General features: G+C 69.8%; 13 protein-coding genes. 4 read left to right on the top strand and 9 right to left on the bottom strand.

Features of this window, described 5'->3' with window-relative positions; translation table 11 throughout:
• Positions 1 to 121: 121 nt before the first annotated feature.
• The 3 genes from ACFWU9_RS25220 to ACFWU9_RS25210 all read right to left on the bottom strand — a co-directional run bounded on the left by ACFWU9_RS25220 (position 122) and on the right by ACFWU9_RS25210 (position 2445).
• Complete coding sequence (locus ACFWU9_RS25220) at positions 122 to 1039, bottom strand: ADP-ribosylglycohydrolase family protein (protein WP_384322132.1); 918 nt, start codon at positions 1037 to 1039, stop codon at positions 122 to 124.
• 12 nt (positions 1040 to 1051) lie between these two features.
• The gene (locus ACFWU9_RS25215; RefSeq protein WP_384322130.1) at positions 1052 to 1711 is read right to left on the bottom strand and encodes a histidine phosphatase family protein; all 660 of its coding nucleotides are present in this window, start codon (positions 1709 to 1711) and stop codon (positions 1052 to 1054) included.
• Between the two features lie 128 nt (positions 1712 to 1839).
• Positions 1840 to 2445, bottom strand: a complete 606-nt coding sequence (locus tag ACFWU9_RS25210; protein ID WP_384322128.1) for a YdbC family protein — start codon at positions 2443 to 2445, stop codon at positions 1840 to 1842.
• A gap of 394 nt (positions 2446 to 2839) precedes the next feature.
• Between ACFWU9_RS25210 and ACFWU9_RS25205 the strand changes: the two genes are divergently transcribed.
• The gene (locus ACFWU9_RS25205) at positions 2840 to 3367 is read left to right on the top strand and encodes a TerD family protein (protein ID WP_384322126.1); all 528 of its coding nucleotides are present in this window, start codon (positions 2840 to 2842) and stop codon (positions 3365 to 3367) included.
• A gap of 70 nt (positions 3368 to 3437) precedes the next feature.
• On the opposite strand, the gene ACFWU9_RS25200 is transcribed toward ACFWU9_RS25205, so the two are convergent.
• The gene (locus tag ACFWU9_RS25200; protein WP_384322123.1) at positions 3438 to 6332 is read right to left on the bottom strand and encodes a vitamin B12-dependent ribonucleotide reductase; all 2895 of its coding nucleotides are present in this window, start codon (positions 6330 to 6332) and stop codon (positions 3438 to 3440) included.
• Between the two features lie 246 nt (positions 6333 to 6578).
• The gene (nrdR, locus tag ACFWU9_RS25195; protein ID WP_384322121.1) at positions 6579 to 7088 is read right to left on the bottom strand and encodes a transcriptional regulator NrdR; all 510 of its coding nucleotides are present in this window, start codon (positions 7086 to 7088) and stop codon (positions 6579 to 6581) included.
• 554 nt (positions 7089 to 7642) lie between these two features.
• Here nrdR and lexA point away from each other — a divergent pair.
• Positions 7643 to 8428, top strand: a complete 786-nt coding sequence (lexA, locus tag ACFWU9_RS25190; protein ID WP_384322119.1) for a transcriptional repressor LexA — start codon at positions 7643 to 7645, stop codon at positions 8426 to 8428.
• Positions 8429 to 8603: 175 nt separating this feature from the next.
• Here lexA and ACFWU9_RS25185 read toward each other — a convergent pair whose 3' ends face one another.
• The 4 genes from ACFWU9_RS25185 to ACFWU9_RS25170 all read right to left on the bottom strand — a co-directional run bounded on the left by ACFWU9_RS25185 (position 8604) and on the right by ACFWU9_RS25170 (position 15384).
• Positions 8604 to 10574 (bottom strand): ATP-dependent DNA helicase, encoded by a 1971-nt coding sequence (locus tag ACFWU9_RS25185; RefSeq protein ID WP_384322117.1) that lies wholly within the window; start codon positions 10572 to 10574, stop codon positions 8604 to 8606.
• Positions 10575 to 10612: 38 nt separating this feature from the next.
• A complete protein-coding gene (locus tag ACFWU9_RS25180; protein ID WP_384322255.1) occupies positions 10613 to 12451 on the bottom strand; it encodes an IucA/IucC family protein in 1839 nt (612 codons plus the stop codon).
• Positions 12452 to 12622: 171 nt separating this feature from the next.
• Positions 12623 to 13396, bottom strand: a complete 774-nt coding sequence (locus ACFWU9_RS25175; protein ID WP_384322115.1) for a GNAT family N-acetyltransferase — start codon at positions 13394 to 13396, stop codon at positions 12623 to 12625.
• Positions 13397 to 13437: 41 nt separating this feature from the next.
• Positions 13438 to 15384: an IucA/IucC family protein gene (locus tag ACFWU9_RS25170; protein ID WP_384322113.1), complete on the bottom strand. Its 1947-nt coding sequence runs from the start codon at positions 15382 to 15384 to the stop codon at positions 13438 to 13440.
• A gap of 479 nt (positions 15385 to 15863) precedes the next feature.
• Here ACFWU9_RS25170 and ACFWU9_RS25165 point away from each other — a divergent pair, with 479 nt between their 5' ends.
• Together ACFWU9_RS25165 and ACFWU9_RS25160 are read left to right on the top strand one after the other, a co-directional pair.
• Positions 15864 to 17087, top strand: coding sequence for a trypsin-like serine peptidase (locus ACFWU9_RS25165; RefSeq protein WP_384322111.1), 1224 nt, complete (start codon positions 15864 to 15866; stop codon positions 17085 to 17087).
• A 185-nt stretch (positions 17088 to 17272) separates the two neighbouring features.
• Entirely contained in the window at positions 17273 to 18448 is a 1176-nt protein-coding gene (locus tag ACFWU9_RS25160) for a trypsin-like serine peptidase (RefSeq protein ID WP_384322109.1), read from the top strand.
• Positions 18449 to 18522: the final 74 nt, after the last annotated feature.

Below are 18522 nucleotides of genomic sequence, written 5' to 3'. Positions count from 1 at the left end.
GCACCTCCTGAAGAAGACGTGCGGAGGGCGCCGCGGATGAGCGCCTCCTCTGGAGGTCGTCCCAGAAAGCAGCCTCTTGAGGAGACCTCTTAAAGAGGGCGCGTTCGACGCAGGGATGTCGTCAGTGGGGGCGGGACGGCAGCCACTCCGGCAGCGCTTCGGTCTGCTCCAGCCAGAGCGCCGGTGGCGCGCCGGCTTCCACCGCGGCCACCACTCCCCCGACGATGGCGCAGTTCGTGTCGACGTCGCCGCCCACCTGGGCGGTGTTCCAGAAGGCCCGCTCGAAGTCGCCGAGCGAGCGCGCCGCCGACCAGAGCGCGAACGGGACGGTGTCGTGCGCGGTCGTACGCCGCCCACTGCCGAGCACCGCGGCGACCGTATGGGCGTCGTCGTAGTCGAGCATGTCCCGTGCCCGGCGCAGCCCGACCCCCACGGCGCTGCGGGGTACGAGCGCGATGACACCGTCGAGCAACTCCTCCGGGGTGGGAGGTCCGGCCGGGCCGGCGGCGATGGCCGTCGCCGCCGCCACCGCCATCGCACCGGCCACCGCCTCGCGGTGCTGATGCGTCGTGTACGCGGAGATCTCGGCCTGGTGAGTGGCCTGCTCGGGGTCGTCGGCGTACCAGGCACCGAGCGGCGCGATACGCATGGCGGCGCCGTTGCCCCAGGAGCCCTGGCCGTTGAAGAGTCCGGCGGCCAGCTCCCGCCAGTCGCCGCCCTCCCTGACCAGACGGAGCATCCGGTTCACCGCGGGGCCGTAGCCCCGGTCGAAGTCGTGGTGCGTGGCGAAGGAGTGCGCCAGCGCGTCCTGGTCGACGCGTCCGTGGACGACGAGGACGGCCAGGACGGAGGTGGCCATCTCGGCGTCGTCCGTCCACTGCCAGGGTCCGGGCGGCAGTTCGCGACGCTTCAGCAGGGGATGGTTCACAGGGACGAAGAACTGTGAGCCGAGCGCGTCTCCTACGGAGAGCCCGCGCAGGCTCGCCATGGCACGTCGGTGGCGCGGGTCGGGCGGAGGGGGCGTGGTGTCAGCGGTCATCGCCCCCTCACTCTAACCGGTGACGCCGTACGGCTCCGGGGTCCGCCAGCGCTCGAACGGCCGGTCCAGTGTGTATCGCCCGTCCTCACCGAGCAGCAGCGTCCGGGACTCCCCGTTGCCCGGATTGGACAGCGACTCGAACTCCGCGACGGACCAGTGGAACCAGCGCATGCAGAAGAGCCGCATGGTCAGGCCGTGGGTGACCAGCAGCACGTTGGGGGGATGGTCGGAGGCCTCGAAGCTCCGGTGCAGGCTCTCCAGGAAGGCGTCGACGCGGTCGTACACATCGGCGCCGGACTCGCCCTGGGCGAAGCGGTAGAAGAAGTGCCCGTAGGCGTCGCGGTACGCCTTCTGGAGCCGTACGTCGTCGGGGTCCTGCCAGTTGCCCCAGTCCTGTTCGCGCAGCCGGGGCTCCTCGCGTACGCGTACCAGCTCCGGGTCGAGGGCGAAGGCGCGGAGGGTCTCATGGGTGCGGCGGTACGGCGACACGTACACGCTGACCCGCTCGCGGCCGAACTCCTCACGCAGCCGCGCGCCCGCCTCCTCGGCCTGGCGCCGTCCGGTGTCGGTGAGCCTCAGGGCATGGTCGGGCTCACGTTCGTACACCGTGTCGTCGGCGTTGCCCTCCGACTCGCCGTGCCGGACAAGGACGATGCGTCGCGGTCTCACCATGGGTCGACCCTAGATCGCGGGCTTCCCGGCGGGGCGATGACCCCCTGCGTCGCGCCGTACCGGATGAGTCGCGGCAGTCCTGCCGACCGCCTGGCCGTCGTGGCGTCGTGGTCGAACCTCGTGGGGCGTCAGACCGTCCAGCCGGGTTCGAGCTGGACGACGTCGCCCGCCAGCGCCGCGACGTCCGCGGCGGTCTGCGCGCGCAGCGACAGCCGCTCCACCCGCTCGATCCGGTACTTGCCGTGCTCGGCGGCCGACTGCCACATCGAGAGCACCAGGAACTCGTTGCCCGGCGCGTCCCCGAACACCCCGCGCACCATCCCCGGCGAGCCGGCCATCGCCGGATTCCAGACCTTCTCCTGCATGAGCGCGAAATGCTCGACACGGTCCTCACGCACTTTGCAGTGCGCGATCCGTACCACGTCCGCGTCCGTGAACTTCGGTTCGAAACCCGTCTTCACATCGAAGCGGTAATCGAAAAGCTTGGCCTGGGCGTCCTTGAAGGTGCCCATCTGCCCGGAGGCCAGCCGGTCGTGGGAACGCGCCATGAAGGAGTCGTAGAAGGCCCGGCTCTCCCAGAAGGCGAAGACGTGCGCCACCCCCGGCCGCCCCCTGCTCCACCCCCCGCCCTGTCCCCGGAATCCCGGCTCACCGAGCAGCCCCGCCCATTTCCGCTGCCCCCGTTCGAAACCACGTCGGTCCGTCACCGTGCAGCGAATCCACTTGACCAGCACCGCGCCATCGTACGGGGCCGAACGTGGCCCAGGTCACGCTCCGGGAAGCCCGTTGGGAGCCGCACGATGATCGATATGACGGCTCTGCACGCCAACCCGCTCTTCACCCGTCCGGAGTCCGCCGAAAGCGTGTTCCGTCGCCCCCGGCACCGCGCCGCACCACTCGATTCAGGGCTCCTTCGGGAACGTCCAGTTCACCTCACGCACCCGGGGAAGCGGGCTCTTCGTCAATACTGAGGACTACTGGCCAGGGGGCGCGGGCCGTGGAGGCCGGGCCGGGGTCGGACGGCGACGGGTGGCCGAGTGGCGTCAACTCGCCGTTACGGGCGGTGCGTTGTCGGTGCGGCCGACTAGCCTTGCGTTCAGTGATGTTGGGCGTACGGAGGGGTGACCGGTGAGCAGCAGTCTCAACAAGGGCGTCAAGAAGGTCGAGGTCGTCCTCAAGTGGGATCCCAGCGAACTGGGCCGGCCCCCGCACGACCTGGACATCGTGGCCGCGACGTACACCGCCGACACCCCCGCCGACCGGCCGGCGTATCTGGTGCACTTCGACAGCCGCTCACCCGACGGGACGATCATCCTGGAGAGGGAGAGCCGCACGGGCCAGGGGTTCGGCGTCGACGAGTTGATGAAACTGGAGCTGGACCGGCTGAACGCGAAGTTCGTGCGCGTGGTTGTGGGAGTCGTGATCCAACAGCGGGAGGGCCGGCGGACGTTCGGCGACATATCGCGTCCGACGGTCCGTGTCGTCGAGGGCCTCGCGGAGCTGACGGCGAGTGACTTCGCGGATGTCCCGGGCTCGACGGCCGCGACGATCGCCGTGTTCACCAGGGACGACCTGGGGACGTGGGACTTCCATCGGGCGTTCCGGGGCTTCGACGCCGATCCGCAGGAGTTCACCGAACGGATGGGCGAGGTCTGACGGCGCCACGACGCCGACGGGGGACGGGCGTCGGCACCGTGCCGACGCCCGTCCCCTCCGCCTCAGGCGATCAGCTGCAGCCGCTCGTCGACCCGCAGCCCTCGCAGATGTAGCAGGACCCGGCCCGCTGCATCTTCGTGCCGCAGGAGAAGCAGAGCGGCGCGTCGGCGCTGATGCCGAGTTGCATCTCGACCAGTTCCGCCGAGGTGTGCGCCTGCTTGGGGGCCGGTGCCTCCGCCGCGCCGGACGTCGCCGTCGGACCCACCGACTTCAGCGGCTCCACGGGGCGCGGGGTGGACTGCACCAGGCTGTCGGCGTCCAGACCCTCGTCCTCCAGGGACGGCTCGTACGAGCCGGTCTCCAGGTGACGCTGCCGCTCGTCCGCCGAGTGGATCCCCAGGGCCGACCGCGTCTCGAACGGAAGGAAGTCCAGCGCCAGCCGCCGGAAGATGTAGTCCACGATCGACTGGGCGAGGCGCACGTCCGGGTCGTCCGTCATACCGGCCGGCTCGAAGCGCATGTTCGTGAACTTCGATACGTACGTCTCCAGCGGGACGCCGTACTGAAGTCCCACGGAGACCGCGATTGAGAAGGCGTCCATCATGCCGGCGAGGGTCGAGCCCTGCTTCGACATCTTCAGGAAGACCTCACCGAGGCCGTCGTCCGGGTAGGAGTTCGCCGTCATGTACCCCTCGGCGCCGCCCACCGTGAAGGAGGTGGTGATGCCGGGGCGGCCCTTGGGCAGGCGCATCCGGACCGGGCGGTACTCGACGACCTTCTCCACCGCCTGGCGGATGGTGTCCTCGGCCTTCTCGGCGACCTGCTCCTTCTTCTTCGCGGAGAGCGGCTGGCCGACCTTGCAGTTGTCCCGGTAGATCGCCAGCGCCTTGACGCCCAGCTTCCAGGCCTGGAAGTAGACCTCCTCGACGTCCTCGACGGTGGCCGTCTCCGGCAGGTTCACCGTCTTGGAGAGCGCGCCGGAGATCCAGGGCTGGATCGCCGCCATCATCCGGACGTGGCCCATCGCGGAGATGGAACGCTCACCCATCGCGCAGTCGAAGACCTCGTAGTGCTCGGTCTTGAGGCCGGGCGCGTCGATCACGTTGCCGTTCTCGGCGATGTGGGCGACGACCGCCTCGATCTGCTCCTCCTGGTAGCCCAGGCGGCGCAGGGCCTGCGGCACGGTGCCGTTGACGATCTGCATCGAGCCGCCGCCGACCAGCTTCTTGAACTTGACCAGCGCGAGGTCGGGTTCGAGGCCGGTGGTGTCGCAGGACATCGCGAGACCGATGGTGCCGGTGGGCGCGATGACCGAGGCCTGCGCGTTGCGGAAGCCGTTCTTGGCGCCGAGCCGGATGACGTCCTGCCAGGCCTCGGTGGCCGCGGCCCAGATCGGGCTGTCCAGGTCGTCGACGTGCACGGCCGCGCTGTTGGCGTCGGCGTGCTGCCTCATGACGCGCTGGTGCGGCTCGGCGTTGCGCGCGTAGCCGTCGTAGGGACCGACGACCGCGGCCAGTTCGGCGGAGCGCTTGTACGACGTGCTCGTCATCAGGGAGGTGATCGCGCCGGCGAGCGCGCGCCCGCCGTCACTGTCGTACGCGTGGCCGGTCGCCATCAGCAGGGCGCCGAGGTTGGCGTAGCCGATGCCCAACTGGCGGAAGGCGCGGGTGTTCTCGCCGATCTTCTGGGTCGGGAAGTCCGCGAAGCAGATGGAGATGTCCATCGCGGTGATGACCAGTTCGACGACCTTGGAGAAACGGTCGATCTCGAAGGACTGGTTTCCCTTGTCGTCGTCCTTGAGGAACTTCATGAGGTTCAGCGACGCGAGATTGCACGAGGTGTTGTCCAGGTGCATGTACTCGCTGCACGGGTTCGAGCCGTTGATCCGGCCGGACTCCGGGCAGGTGTGCCACTGGTTGATCGTGTCGTCGTACTGAATGCCGGGATCGGCGCAGGCCCACGCGGCCTCGGCCATCTTGCGGAAGAGTGACTTCGCCTCGACCTCTTCGATGACATCGCCGGTCATCCGGGCGCGCAGCCCGAACTTGCCGCCGGCCTCGACGGCTTTCATGAACTCGTCGTTCACACGGACCGAGTTGTTGGCGTTCTGGTACTGGACGGACGTGATGTCGTCCCCGCCCAGGTCCATGTCGAAGCCCGCGTCACGCAGCGCGCGGATCTTCTCCTCCTCCTTCACCTTGGTCTCGATGAAGTTCTCGATGTCGGGGTGGTCGACGTCGAGGATGACCATCTTCGCCGCGCGCCGCGTGGCGCCGCCGGACTTGATCGTCCCGGCGGAGGCGTCGGCACCGCGCATGAAGGAGACGGGACCCGACGCGTTGCCGCCGGAGGAGAGAAGCTCCTTGGAGGAGCGGATCCGCGAGAGGTTGAGGCCGGCGCCGGAGCCGCCCTTGAAGATCATGCCCTCTTCCTTGTACCAGTCGAGGATCGACTCCATGGAGTCGTCGACGGCCAGGATGAAGCAGGCCGAGACCTGCTGGGGCTGGGGCGTCCCCACGTTGAACCACACCGGCGAGTTGAAGCTGAAGATCTGGTGCAGGAGGGCGTACGCCAGCTCGTGCTCGAAGATCTCGGCGTCTGCGGGCGAGGCGAAGTAGTGGTGCTCCTCGCCGGCCTTGCGGTACGTCTTCACGATCCGGTCGATGAGCTGCTTGAGGCTCGTCTCACGCTGGGGAGTGCCGACAGCCCCGCGGAAGTACTTGCTGGTGACGATGTTGACCGCGTTCACCGACCAGAAGCCGGGGAACTCGACGCCACGCTGGTCGAAGTTGACCGAGCCGTCGCGCCAGTTGGTCATGACGACGTCCCGGCGTTCCCAGACCACCTCGTCGTACGGATGCACGCCGGGGGTGGTGTGGATTCGCTCGATACGCAGGCCCTTGCCGGTCTTGGCTCCCTTGCTCCGGGAACCTCGCGCCGTCGGACCGCTCGCCGTCTCTGTCATGCCGCCTCCCATATACAGGCGAAAACGCCCTGAAGTGCCACGTTCTTCCCTTGGCACAGTGATGTGTCCGATGCCACCGGCGCCTCGTGGGGCGCCTGTGGCGGGTCTCATCGCCGCCGGGCGCCCGATCGACAATGATCGGTCGCTGAGCTGTCGCGATAGGTCGGTAACCGATCGATGATCCATCGATGACCGATCGGTCCTCACCGACTGGTCGGTGTGACCGGTGCCGCTGCCGGTGTCCGGTCAGTCGGCGGCGGTGACGGGCTCGGGGACCGCGGAGGTCGCGCCGGACCCGCCTTTCTCTTCAGGAGGCCGCGTACGGAGCTCCGCCACGGCGGCCTCGAAGTCTTCGGGCGAGTCGAACGCCCTGTATACGGATGCGAAGCGCAGGTACGCGACGAGGTCGAGCTCCTGCAAGGGGCCGAGTATGGCCAGCCCTACATCGTGGGTGGTCAGTTCGGCGCTGCCGGTGGCGCGCAGCGCCTCCTCGACCCGCTGGCCGAGTTGGGCGAGAGCGTCCTCGGTGACCGGTCGTCCCTGGCATGCCTTGCGGACGCCGGAGATGACCTTGGTACGGCTGAAAGGCTCCGTGACTCCGCTGCGCTTGATCACCATCAGCGAGGCGGTCTCCACCGTCGTGAAACGGCGCGAGCAGTCGGGGCACTGACGGCGGCGCCGGATGGACGTCCCGTCGTCGGTGGTGCGACTGTCGACGACACGGCTGTCGGGGTGCCTGCAGAAGGGGCAGTGCATGGCTTCCGACCCTCCTTCACAGCACGACTGAGAAGCCCCGACGACCCTGGACGGGCCTTACGAAGCGGTCTCCAGCATAGGCGATGGCCTCCGCGGGGAAAGACCCGGGACCACTACTTCTGGGCGACTGAGCCAATCCAACCACTACATGTGGGGATCGCGCACGCTTCGGAGCGGTCGCGCGTGTCGCGCCGGGCGACGGATCGGCGGCCCTGCGGCGCTCGGCGCGAGCGGGCCCGGCACGAGAGTACGGGAGCCCGGAAGGTGCCGCGGTCCCGGGCCGCCCGATGAGACACTGGGGCCTCGTCGGCGGTGCCGCGAGAGCTGTCGGGCCTGTCGCCACGAGCCCTCCGGCGGGCCGTGGAAGTCTCTTGGACGAGCCGCGGACGGGCCGTGGACGGGCCGTGCGGAAGGCGCCGAATAGGCGCTACATACACCGCCGAAATTGCCGCGTCAGCGCATCCGGGGATTTTCACTCGAACGTGTGTTTGGCGCAACCTTTCGAAAGCAACTACCGTTGTCCAGCTAGGGAGAACATTTCGAGAGGGGCCGACGTGACCACCGCAGCAGACAGCGCCACCATTACCGCCCAGGACCGCTCCCAGAGCCGACTCGAGCCGGTGCATCCCATGAATGACGCAGCCGCAAATCCGGAGGGCGTAAAGCCCACCCGTTCGCTGCCCGGCCGACCTCCTGGAATCCGGGCGGACAGCTCCGGTCTCACGGACCGGCAGCGGCGGGTCATCGAAGTCATCCGTGACTCCGTTCAGCGGCGGGGATATCCGCCGTCGATGCGGGAGATCGGCCAGGCCGTCGGCCTGTCCAGCACATCCTCGGTCGCCCATCAGCTGATGGCCCTGGAGCGCAAGGGCTTCCTGCGCAGGGATCCGCACCGGCCGAGGGCGTACGAGGTCCGGGGTTCCGACCAGCCGAGCACCCAGCAGACGGACACGACCGGCAAACCGGCCGCCTCGTATGTGCCGTTGGTCGGCCGGATCGCCGCCGGTGGGCCGATCCTCGCCGAGGAGTCCGTCGAGGACGTCTTCCCGCTCCCCCGCCAACTGGTGGGTGACGGCGAGCTGTTCGTTCTCAAGGTCGTCGGGGACTCGATGATCGAAGCGGCGATCTGCGACGGCGACTGGGTGACGGTCCGCCGCCAGCCGGTCGCGGAGAACGGGGACATCGTGGCCGCGATGCTGGACGGCGAGGCCACCGTCAAGCGCTTCCGCCGCGAGGACGGCCATGTGTGGCTGCTCCCGCACAACGCGGCGTACCAGCCGATTCCCGGTGACGACGCGACGATCCTCGGCAAGGTTGTGGCGGTCCTGCGGCGGGTGTGAGGGCTCGCCGGCTCAGGCCGGCCCCGGGACCTACTGCGCCGGTCCCGGGGCCTCGCTGTGCCCGCCCGGAGCTCGCTCTACGCATCCGGGGTCCTCTCTGCCTCCTTGTGCGTTCTTTGTGCGTTCGGGCCCGCGCCGTCGATCCGGCCCGCTCCGGCTCCTCCCGCTACGCCGCCTACTGACCGTCCGCCTTCGCCCGCGCGTCGATCGCGGCCAGCGAGCGACGGGCCTGATTGGGGTCGGTGGTGTACCAGAAATCGGGCATCGAGGCCCGTAGATAGCTGCCGTACCGCGCCTTCGCCAGCCGTGAGTCCAGTACGGCCACGACACCACGGTCCCCGGACGCCCGCACCAGTCGGCCCGCGCCCTGCGCCATCAGCAGGGCGGCGTGTGTGGCCGCCACGGACATGAAGCCGTTGCCGCCCGCCTCCTCCACCGCTTTCTGGCGCGCGCTCATCAGCGGGTCGTCGGGGCGCGGGAACGGAATCCGGTCCATCACCACCAGCTGGGAACTCGGCCCGGGCACGTCCACGCCCTGCCAGAGCGAGAGGGTGCCGAACAGACACGTCGCGGGGTCGGCCGCGAAAGCCTTGATCAGCTCGCCGAGGGTCTCCTCCCCCTGGAGCAGGATCGGCGTGTCGAGCCGGCCACGCAGCTCCTCGGCGGCCGCCTGGGCGGCCCGCATCGAGGAGAACAGTCCGAGCGTACGGCCGCCGGCCGCCTCGACCAGCTCCGCCAGCTCGTCCATCATGTCCGCGCGCGATGCCTCCCGGCTGGGAGGGGAGAGATGACGGGCGACATAGAGAATGCCCTGCTTGGGATAGTCGAAGGGCGAACCGACGTCGATGCCCTTCCACTGCGGCACTTCTTCTCCCTGAGTCCCCTCCGGGGCCAGCCCCAGCGACGCGCCGACACCGTTGAAGTCGCCGCCCAGCTTGAGTGTCGCCGAGGTCAGCACCACCGAGCGCTCACTGAAGAGCTTCTCCCGCAGCAGGCCGGAGACCGAGAGCGGGGCGACCCGCAGAGACGCCCCGAAACGGTCGTGGCGTTCGTACCAGACCACGTCCCACTCGCTGCCGTTGGCGATCCGCTCGGCGACGCTGTGGACGGACTCGACCGCCGCGAGTGCCTGCTTGCGCACCGCGTCCTCGTCCTGCACCGACTTGTCGCGGGTGGCGCCCATCGCCGAGATCACCGTGCGCGCGGCGTCACGCAAGGACATCAGCGCGTAACCGAGATCCTCGGGGATCTCTTCGAGCCGGCCCGGGAGCGCCAGCTCCATCAGCCGTTCGAAGGTCTCGGCGGCGGTCTGGAGCGAGTCGGCCGCCTTCTCGTTGACCAGCTTGGCCGCTCGGCGGACCGCGCGGTTGACCTGGCCGGGGGTCAGCTCGCCCGTGGCGACCCCGGTCACCCGCGACACCAGCTCATGGGCCTCGTCGACGATCAGCACCTCGTGCTGCGGGACGACGGGTGCGCCCTCGATGGCGTCGATGGCCAGAAGGGCGTGGTTGGTGATCACGACATCGGCGAGCTTGGCCCGCTCACGGGCCATCTCGGCGAAGCACTCGGCGCCGTAGGCACACTTCGCGGCACCCAGGCACTCGCGCGAGGAGACGGAGATCTGCGCCCACGCCCTGTCGGAGACGCCCGGCGTGAGATTGTCCCGGTCGCCGGTCTCCGTCGTGTCCGCCCAGTCCCGCATCCTCAGGAGGTCCTGACCGAGCTTGCTCGTGGGCGCCGCCGCCTCGAACTGGTCGAAGAGCCCGTCCTCCTCTTCCTGCGGCACGCCTTCGTTGAGGCGGTGCAGACAGAGGTAGTTGGAGCGGCCCTTGAGCATGGCGTACTCGGGCCGCCGCCCCAGCAGGGGGCTCAGCGCGTCGACCGTGCGCGGAAGGTCACGCTCCACGAGCTGCCGCTGCAGGGCCAGGGTCGCGGTGGCCACCACGACACGCTCGCCGTGCGCCAGCGCGGGCACCAGATAGCCGAGTGACTTTCCGGTGCCGGTGCCGGCCTGCACGAGCAGATGGGAGTTGTCGTCGATGACCTCCGCGACGGCCTCGGCCATGGTGACCTGGCCTGGGCGTTCCACACCGCCGACAGCGGTGACGGCGGCATGGAGGAGCTCGGAGAGAGATGGCTTCGTCATAGCTCGACCACCCTAAGGCTCACCACTGACAACGACGATCACGTCTCGCTCGCTCCGGCCACGGGGAGGGCGAGCGGGTTGGCCACGGTCCCGTGCACGGCGGCGTGCGGGCGTTCCGCGCGGTCGCGATATCCGTCGACATGCAGCCGGTTGCGGTTGAGGCAGAGCCGCGCGATTCGGGGCGTGAGCAGGTCGAACGTGTCGAAGCGATCCTTGAGTTCGGGGAACCTGGCCTGGTGGCGCAGGATTTCGGCCCGTACGAGTGACCAGAACGTCCGCTCCGGTACGCCGAGTTGGTCCTGGCAGAGCGGCGCGAGGAAGCGGAAGACGCCGATGAAGAGCCCGGAGTGGATGAACTGGGTGAGGAACGACGGCTCTTCCGTAAGGAGGATGTCCTTGACCTCCGGCGGCATCGCCTCGTGCTCGGGCAGGGGCTGGGCGCTGACGTTCACGTCGTCCACGAAGTCCTTGATCGCGAGACGCACCGGCACATCCCTCTCGTCGAAGACGACGACGGCGTTCTCCCCGTGCGGTGAGAAAACGGTTCCGTAGCGGTAGAGGAAGCGGAGAAGGGGTGGCAGCAGCGCGGCGAAGAGCCGGCGGAGCCAGTCCTCGGCGGAGAGCCCGGACCGTTCCACGAGCTCGGCGGTGAAGGCCCGGCCCTGGGGGTCGGTGTGCAGGAGGGACGCGAGGGTCCGGGCCCGTTCGCCGGGGGCCAGCCGCGCGGGCAGGGGTTCGCGCCAGATCGCGCCGAGGAGTTCCTTGTACTGGTACGGGACCTCGGGAAGGTGGTCGTAGAGCGGGTGCGTCACCGTCACCGACGCCACCTCGCCGAGCAGGATCACTCCGCATTCGTCGCTGAGGAAAGGATCCGCCTCGTACAGCCCTCGCATCCAGGCGGTGACGGCGGGTGCGGCCAGTGTGCGTTCGGTGGGCAGGCCGCGCCAGACCAGGGTGTTGAGGATGGACAGCGGCAGTTTCACCGTGTGCCGGTCGGGCCGGGTGGTGTTGAGGAAGGTGCGGATGGACTGCTGGGGCAGTCTGACGTCGCCGTCGGTGGGGAGCGGGACGATCGCGCCGGCGGCGATCTCGGCGGCGTAGAGCGGCAGGAGCACCTCGTCCCACTGCCAGGGGTGTACGGGGAGATAGAGGTACGTGGACGGGTCGAGGCCCCGCGAGCGGAGCACCGAGGCGAAGCAGTCTCGGGTCACGGGGTCGAGTTCGGAGCCGTAGAGCTGTTCGGGAGAGGCGAGGGAGGGGACGCCCCGGTAGGCGGCGAGGTCCGTGCTGACGGCTATCCAGGGGAGCGCGGAGGGGGTACGGGACTCGGGCGCCCAGCGGGTGGCGTCGCTGGCCGAGAATCCGGTACGGCCCTTGTTGAGTATCAGCCAGGGGTGGCCGGTCTGATGGCCTTCGAGGTCGGCGTAGTCGAGATCGGCGAGCTGGGCCGCGGTGAGCGCGGTGCCGTCGATCCTGGCGTCGGCGACGAGGGTGGCGTTCAGTTCGCGGACGACATGGCCGAGGGTGGCGCCGTCGATCGCGAGGATGCGGCGCGCGAGGACGAGAAAACGCAGGGGATCGCGGAAGGGCTGCCCGGCGAGTTCGACGGAGTCGGGGTCGACGCGCCAGCCGCCGTACGCGCCGCGTCGGGCGCGGAAGGTGAGCGGGGTGCCGTCGTCGAGCGGGAGCGTGTAGTGGTCGGGGGTTTCGCCGTTCGAGCCGGCCCGGGCGACGGGCTCGATGATCTCCTCGTACGCGAACTCTCCGAGGAGTTTGGCGAGGAGGCGGGCTGCGGCGGCGGCCCAGATCCGCGGGGTCAGTTCGGGCGGGGTGAAGAGCGGGGTGGTGGCGAGGGGGTCGCCGGGAGCGGTGGGGATCGGGTTTTCGGTGGTGCTGGTGATGTCCGTACCGGGGTCACCGGCTATCGGGCTGGTGGGGGAACCGCTGCCGGTGGTCGCGGAAGCGCGTGCGGTCGGGGATGTCGGCAAGGGGACTCCTCGGGACGGAACCGATGTGGATCGTGCGGTGTATGGAAAGCAGCGGGTCGTTCACAGCAGGTCTCGCAGGGCTCGTTCGCGAATCATGAGAGCGGCTCGTTTTTCGGGAAGGTCGAGCTCCGCGGAGAAGCGGAAGCCGGCCGTGAGAAAGGCCGACACGGAGGGGGTGTTGCGGATGTCCGGTTCCGCGATGACACGGCCGCAGTGCGGGCGATGGTCGAGGACGAGGTCGGCGACGGCGCGGAGGAGGGTGGTGCCGACACCGCGGCCGCGGTTGGCCACGCCGCCGATAAGAAGGTGGATTCCTGTGTCATGGGGACGGGCGGGGTAATGGCGGGCGAGAGGGTCGAGATCGGCGCGGTAGAGCTCCCAATAACTCATGGGCACACCGTCGAGCACGCCCAGGCACGGGACGCTGCGTCCGTCGCCGCGCAGCTGTGCGCGCAGATGGTCGGCGGTGACGTCCTCGGGGCCCTCCAGCTCCCAGAAGGCGGCGACTGCGGGATCGTTCATCCAGCGGCTGACCAGGGTCAGGTCGCGCTCGATCCGGACGGGGACGAGGCGGAAGACACCGGCCGACGTGCCCGCCGCGCCCCACCTGGCGGGGAAGTCGAGGAGCGCGGACTCGCCGGTGCCAGCCGAGGATGTCTCGGCCGGCACCGGCTCGTCGTCTCCGAGCAGCCCCACGAAGTCCTCCGTCAGCCGGAGGTCGAGGGTGTCCTCGGCGGCCTCGCCCGGATGCGGTGCGGGACCGGCTCCGGTCCCGGTCCCGGCGGTGGTCCCGGCGGTGGTCCCGGTGCCGGTGCTCGCGTCGGTGGGAGGCACGGCGGCTGTCTCCTCTCGGCAGTTCGGACGGGTGTGTGCGGTCAGGCGCGAAGGGGGTTGGGGATGGTGACGTAGACGGACTGGGTGTCGACCGGGCCGACGAGTTCGTCCAGGCCGTGCAGTCGGGTGAGCAGGTTGGCCTTGCAGCGAAGGGTGGTCGCGTCGAGGAGTTGGCCGGGCAGGGGTGAGCCGAGTGCGGCGGCGCGGGCGAGGAACTGGCGGAAGGCGGCGATGAGTACGCGTTCGTCGGCCAGCCCCTGGGAGCCGAAGGCTCCGATGAGACCGAGGACGTTGTTGATGCCGAGGTAGTAGGCGAACCGCTCGTCGGTGATGTGGTCGGGGACGAAGGTGTCGCTGACCTTGCCGATGTCGGGGAGGCGCTGGTCGAGCGCTTCACGGTGGGACTCGCGGAAGTAGTAGCCCTGGTTGTCGCGGTAGCGACCGCCGACGGGCCAGCCGTCGGGGTCGAGGACAACCAGGGTGTTCTGCTGGTGGGCTTCCAGCGCGACGCCTGCCGTGCCGTCGAGCCAGAGCACCGGGCGTACGACCTGGTCCAGGTAGCGCAGGAACCACTCCGCCGAGACGGCGCCGGTGGGCCGGCCGGTGCGCGCGACCAGGCGGTTCACGGTGTCGGCGAGACGCGAGTGTGTGTCCGGGCGGCCGGGCCAGGGGCGGGGGGTGACGAGTCCGGCGACGCAGACCGCGTCGTTCTCGGGACGGAACGGGTTGTGGCGCAGCATCACGTCGAGCCCGGGGACCGGTTCGCCGTCGGGCGTGTCGACGGCGAGCCAGGCGGGGTCGCGCACGATGTCGAAGCCCGGGTGGGCGGCGCGCCACTGCTGGGCGAGGCCGCCGCGCAGCAGCCGGTGGACCTCGACTCCGCGGTGGAGCTCCTTGCGGAGGTTCTCCCTGCGGGAGTTGGTGATGCGTACGCCGAGGGAGAGCTTGAGCATGGCGGGGGCGCCGGTCCGGTGCACCGTCCGGACCGAGGAGGTGGGGTGCCAGGGGTCGCCGTGCGGCCCGAGATCGTGGAGCAGACCGGCGTCGAGGAGGGCGCGGACGGCGGGACGGTGCGTCAACTCCCGCGCCTGCCAGGGGTGGAGAGGCAGGGGCACGGTGTGGTCGGGGAGTTCCAGGTCTCCGGCGAGGCGGGTGGTGAGCTGCTCGGCGTGGACGGCGCGGCCCTGCTCGGTCCAGGCCGAGTCGGTGGCGAGTACGGACCGGTCGACGGCCATCCAGTGGAGGGGGAAGGAGCCGCGCAACTCGGGTGCGTAGTGGCGGTGTTCGGTGTCGGAGAGCCCCTCGCGGCTCTTGGGGGTGGGGTGGAGGGGGTGTCCGAGGACGAGGGACTGTTCGGCGGCGAGGAAGAGGTCCGTCCCCGTGGTGCCGGGGTTTGCCCGCCGGTCGGTGAGGAAGACGGCCGTGCGGCGGGCGGAGTCGGCGACCCTGGCGACCAGTTCGGCGCCCTGGCTCTGACCCGCCTCGCGGCTGAGGAGTGCGGCGACGGTGACGGCGTCGAGGGGAGCCGATCGCGGTCCCGCGCTCTGAAGGAGGGGCATGCCGAAGCGGTGCCAGCCGGTGGCCGACCAGTAGCGCACGGGGACGAGCAGTGCGGTGCCGCTCGCGTCGAGCGGGATCCTGAGGGTCTCTCCGTCCGGCCGGGAGACGCCGCTCTCCCTGGCCCAGCACCGCAGCAGGTTCTCCACCGACGCGCCGTCGGCTGCCTTCCCCGCGTCGGGGTCGTCGAGGTGGTCCGGGTGGTCGGCCGCCGCTGCCCGGGCGGTGGGGGCCCCGGGCGACGCGGCCGGTGTGCGGGGATCGGCGTTCGCGTCTTCGGCGGTGGGGAGTTGGCGGGGCACCGTGGCGGTGCCGATCGTCACGGGCGCGGCCGTCACCGGGGGGTTCGGATCACCCGGTCCGGGGTCCTGGGTGGCGGTGGCCGGGCGGCCGACGATCTCGGGTGCGTCGGGCGTGGGGGTGGAGTTCACGGGAGGACTTCCTTGTGAGGGGGCCGGGTCAGCGAACCGGAGCGGTTGCCGACCGGAGGTGTCGGTGGTCTTTCCGCCGGTCGTCACAGCGGTGGTCCCCGGACCGGACGAAGGCGTCGTCGGCGGGTGCGACGAGCGGCATCGGTGGGTTCGGTTCGGTCACGGCCACGGCTGTCGGTCCTCCCGCCGGAACGGTTACGTCACGCGTCGACGCGGCGGGTCGAGCGCCGCGGTGCGAGTGGTGAACGCCGGCGTCGAGTCCCCCGAAGGTACCAACGACGGGAAGCGTCCGGGAGCACGGCCGATCGGAAGATCCTTCGTCGGCGGAACCGTGGCCCTGCCCTCCGCCGTCCCCAACGGCACCGGCATAGTGGGGGCCTCATTCCGGCGCCGGTCCCCAGGACCGGGTCGTTTCATCCGGTTCGATCCAGTTGATTCGTCAGTTCAGAAGAGTTCCGAAGTCCCAGGGGGATCCCGACATGCGAGCCATTCGCCCACCGTTCACCACCCGCCGTGGGAGGGGCGCGCGGCGTGGAAGTTCCTCCGCGGTCGCGGTCGCCTCGATCGCCGTGGCCCTGGCTCTCACCGCCACCGCTTGTGGGCCGGACGAGACCAACTCCGCCGACAAGCCGAGCGGTTCCTCCGGTGAGGCCTCCGACGGCAAGATCACCATTCCGGCCGATCTTCAGGACCGTCTCAAGGAACACGGGATCGACCTGGACACGTGGAGGGACGGCGAGTGGAAGAACTGGGACAAGGACAAGTGGCTCCGTGAGGCGCGGGACTACGTCAACCCGATCATCGAGGACCTCTGGGACCCGGACCGGATGCGGGACGCGGAGGAGCCCGACCGGCCGGTCGAGGAGGAGGACATCTCCGGGGACGCCGGTGTGACCGACCCGACTCCTGAGTCGGTGGAGGCGGCGGCCGTGAACGCGCCGTACGACGGGGACGCGCCCGAGGCGGGCAAGCTCTTCTTCGACGGGCCCGAGGGTTCGATGGTCTGCTCGGCGACCGTGGTGAAGGACCCGGCCAACCCTGGCAAGTCCAACATGGTGTGGACGGCGGGCCATTGTGTGCACGCGGGCAAGAGCGGTGGCTGGTACCGGAACATCGCGTTCGTCCCGTCGTACAACAACAGCGCCCTGCCGATCGGGGAGTTGGAGACCGCCTCCAAGGAGGAGATCGCACCGCACGGCATCTGGTGGGGCGAGTGGGCGCAGACTTCCGAGGAGTGGATCGCGGAGGGGGCGCCGACGGGCGGCCTGGGTGCTCCGTTCGACTTCGCGGTGATCCATGTGACACCGGAGAAGGGCGGTGACGGCACGTCGCTGGAGGAGACGGTCGGTGCCGCGCTGCCGGTGGAGTTCAACGCGCCGGCCACGCCGGAGATCGATTCGATGACCGCGACCGGTTATCCGGCGGCGCCGCCGTTCGACGGACAGAAGCTCTACCGGTGCGAGGACAAGCCGGGCCGGCTGTCCATCAACGCCCAGGACCCGACGATGCACCGCATCGGCTGCACGATGACCGGCGGTTCGTCCGGGGGCGGCTGGATCGCGAACGGCGCCGACGGCGGGCCCGCGTTGGTGTCGAACACCTCGATCGGACCGGTGACCGCGGGCTGGCTCGCGGGCCCGCGGCTCGGTGACGAGGCCAAGGGCATCTACGAGGCTGTCAGCGAGAAGTACGCGGGCCAGTAGGACCCGGCGGCGGTCACCAGGGTCCGTCGGGCACGACGGGCCGCCGCCGGTACTCCCTCCTTCGCGGGCCCGGAATCGGGCCGCATAGAGTGAGATCACCGCATGGGTGGTCCGCCTGAGGGCCACCTTTCTGCGTGACACGTGCATGGCAAGTGACTCAAATGCTTCCAGGGGGAACGTTTTTTATGCGATCGATACGTCCGCTGCTGGCCGCGACCAGCCTCGTCGCGGCCCTCGCGCTGACGGCCACGGCCTGCGGTGGTGACAGCGAGGACAGCGCGTCCGACAAGTCCGCCTCCTCGACTCCCGCTGCCGACGGGGCGGGCGGCGGAGGGATACCCGCGGATCTGGCCGACCGGCTCAAGGAGCACGGTGTCGACCCGGAGAAGTGGAAGGACGGTGAGTGGAAGAACTGGGACAAGGACAAGTGGCTGCGCAGCGCAAAGGACTTCGTCAACCCGGTCATCAAGGACCTGTGGAAGCCCGAGCGGATGAAGACGGCCAAGTCGCCGACAAAGACTCTCGCCGCCGGTGACATCTCCGGCGACCAGGACGTCACCGACCCCGAGCCGCAGCCGGTCCAGGCCGAGCCGGAGAAGACGCCGTACACCGACCACGCGGCGCCGGTCGGCAAGGTCTTCTTCGACTCCCCCGAGGGCTCCATGGTCTGCTCGGCCACCGTCGTGAAGGACCCGAAGAACCCCGGCAAGTCCAATCTGGTGTGGACCGCGGGCCACTGTGTGCACGCGGGCGCGGGCGGCGGCTGGTACCGGAACATCATGTTCGTGCCCGCGTACAACAACACGGGCAAGTCCGCCGACGCCCTGCAGAACGCGCAGCCGCAGGAGGTCGCGCCGTACGGGCAGTACTGGGCCGACTGGGTCGCGACCTCCAACGAGTGGATCAACGAGGGCGGCCCGACCGGCGGCGACGGAGCGGCGTACGACTACTCGGTCATGCACGTCACTCCGGAGAACGGTGGCAAGTCCCTGGAGGAGACCGTCGGCGCGGCCCTGGACGTGGACTTCGACGCCCCCGAGGCGAGCGGCATCGGCGACCTGGGCGCATGGGGCTACCCCGCGGCCCCGCCGTACGACGGGCTGATCATGCACAAGTGCGTGGACGCGGCCGGCAGGCTCTCGATCGCTCCCGGCACGCCCACGATGTGGCGGATCGGCTGCACGATGACCGGCGGTTCCTCCGGGGGCGGCTGGATCGCGGCCGGGCCTGACGGCGAGTCGGTGCTGGTCTCCAACACCTCCATCGGCCCGGTCACCGCGGGCTGGCTGGCCGGTCCCCGGTTCGGCGAGGGCGCCGAGCAGCTCTACACGATGATGAGTGACAAGTTCGCGGGCCAGTAGGCGCTCGCGTCACGGCACTCGGCACGTACGCGGTACGGCGGAAGGCCCGCCCCCTCGGCAAGAGGGGGCGGGCC

Origin of the sequence: Streptomyces sp. NPDC058653, assembly GCF_042716895.1 — a bacterium.
Taxonomy (GTDB): Bacteria; Actinomycetota; Actinomycetes; order Streptomycetales; family Streptomycetaceae; genus Streptomyces.
This window is presented reverse-complemented; position numbering and strand designations above follow the sequence as displayed.

Excerpts from the sequence above, each read along its gene's own strand:
- ACFWU9_RS25220 (WP_384322132.1), bottom strand. The coding sequence starts at position 1,039 with ATGACCGCTGACACCACGCCCCCTCCGCCCGACCCGCGCCACCGACGT.
- ACFWU9_RS25215 (WP_384322130.1), bottom strand. The coding sequence starts at position 1,711 with ATGGTGAGACCGCGACGCATCGTCCTTGTCCGGCACGGCGAGTCGGAG.
- ACFWU9_RS25200 (WP_384322123.1), bottom strand. The coding sequence starts at position 6,332 with ATGACAGAGACGGCGAGCGGTCCGACGGCGCGAGGTTCCCGGAGCAAG.
- nrdR (WP_384322121.1), bottom strand. The coding sequence starts at position 7,088 with ATGCACTGCCCCTTCTGCAGGCACCCCGACAGCCGTGTCGTCGACAGT.
- ACFWU9_RS25185 (WP_384322117.1), bottom strand. The coding sequence starts at position 10,574 with ATGACGAAGCCATCTCTCTCCGAGCTCCTCCATGCCGCCGTCACCGCT.
- ACFWU9_RS25165 (WP_384322111.1), top strand. The coding sequence starts at position 15,864 with ATGCGAGCCATTCGCCCACCGTTCACCACCCGCCGTGGGAGGGGCGCG.
- ACFWU9_RS25160 (WP_384322109.1), top strand. The coding sequence starts at position 17,273 with ATGCGATCGATACGTCCGCTGCTGGCCGCGACCAGCCTCGTCGCGGCC.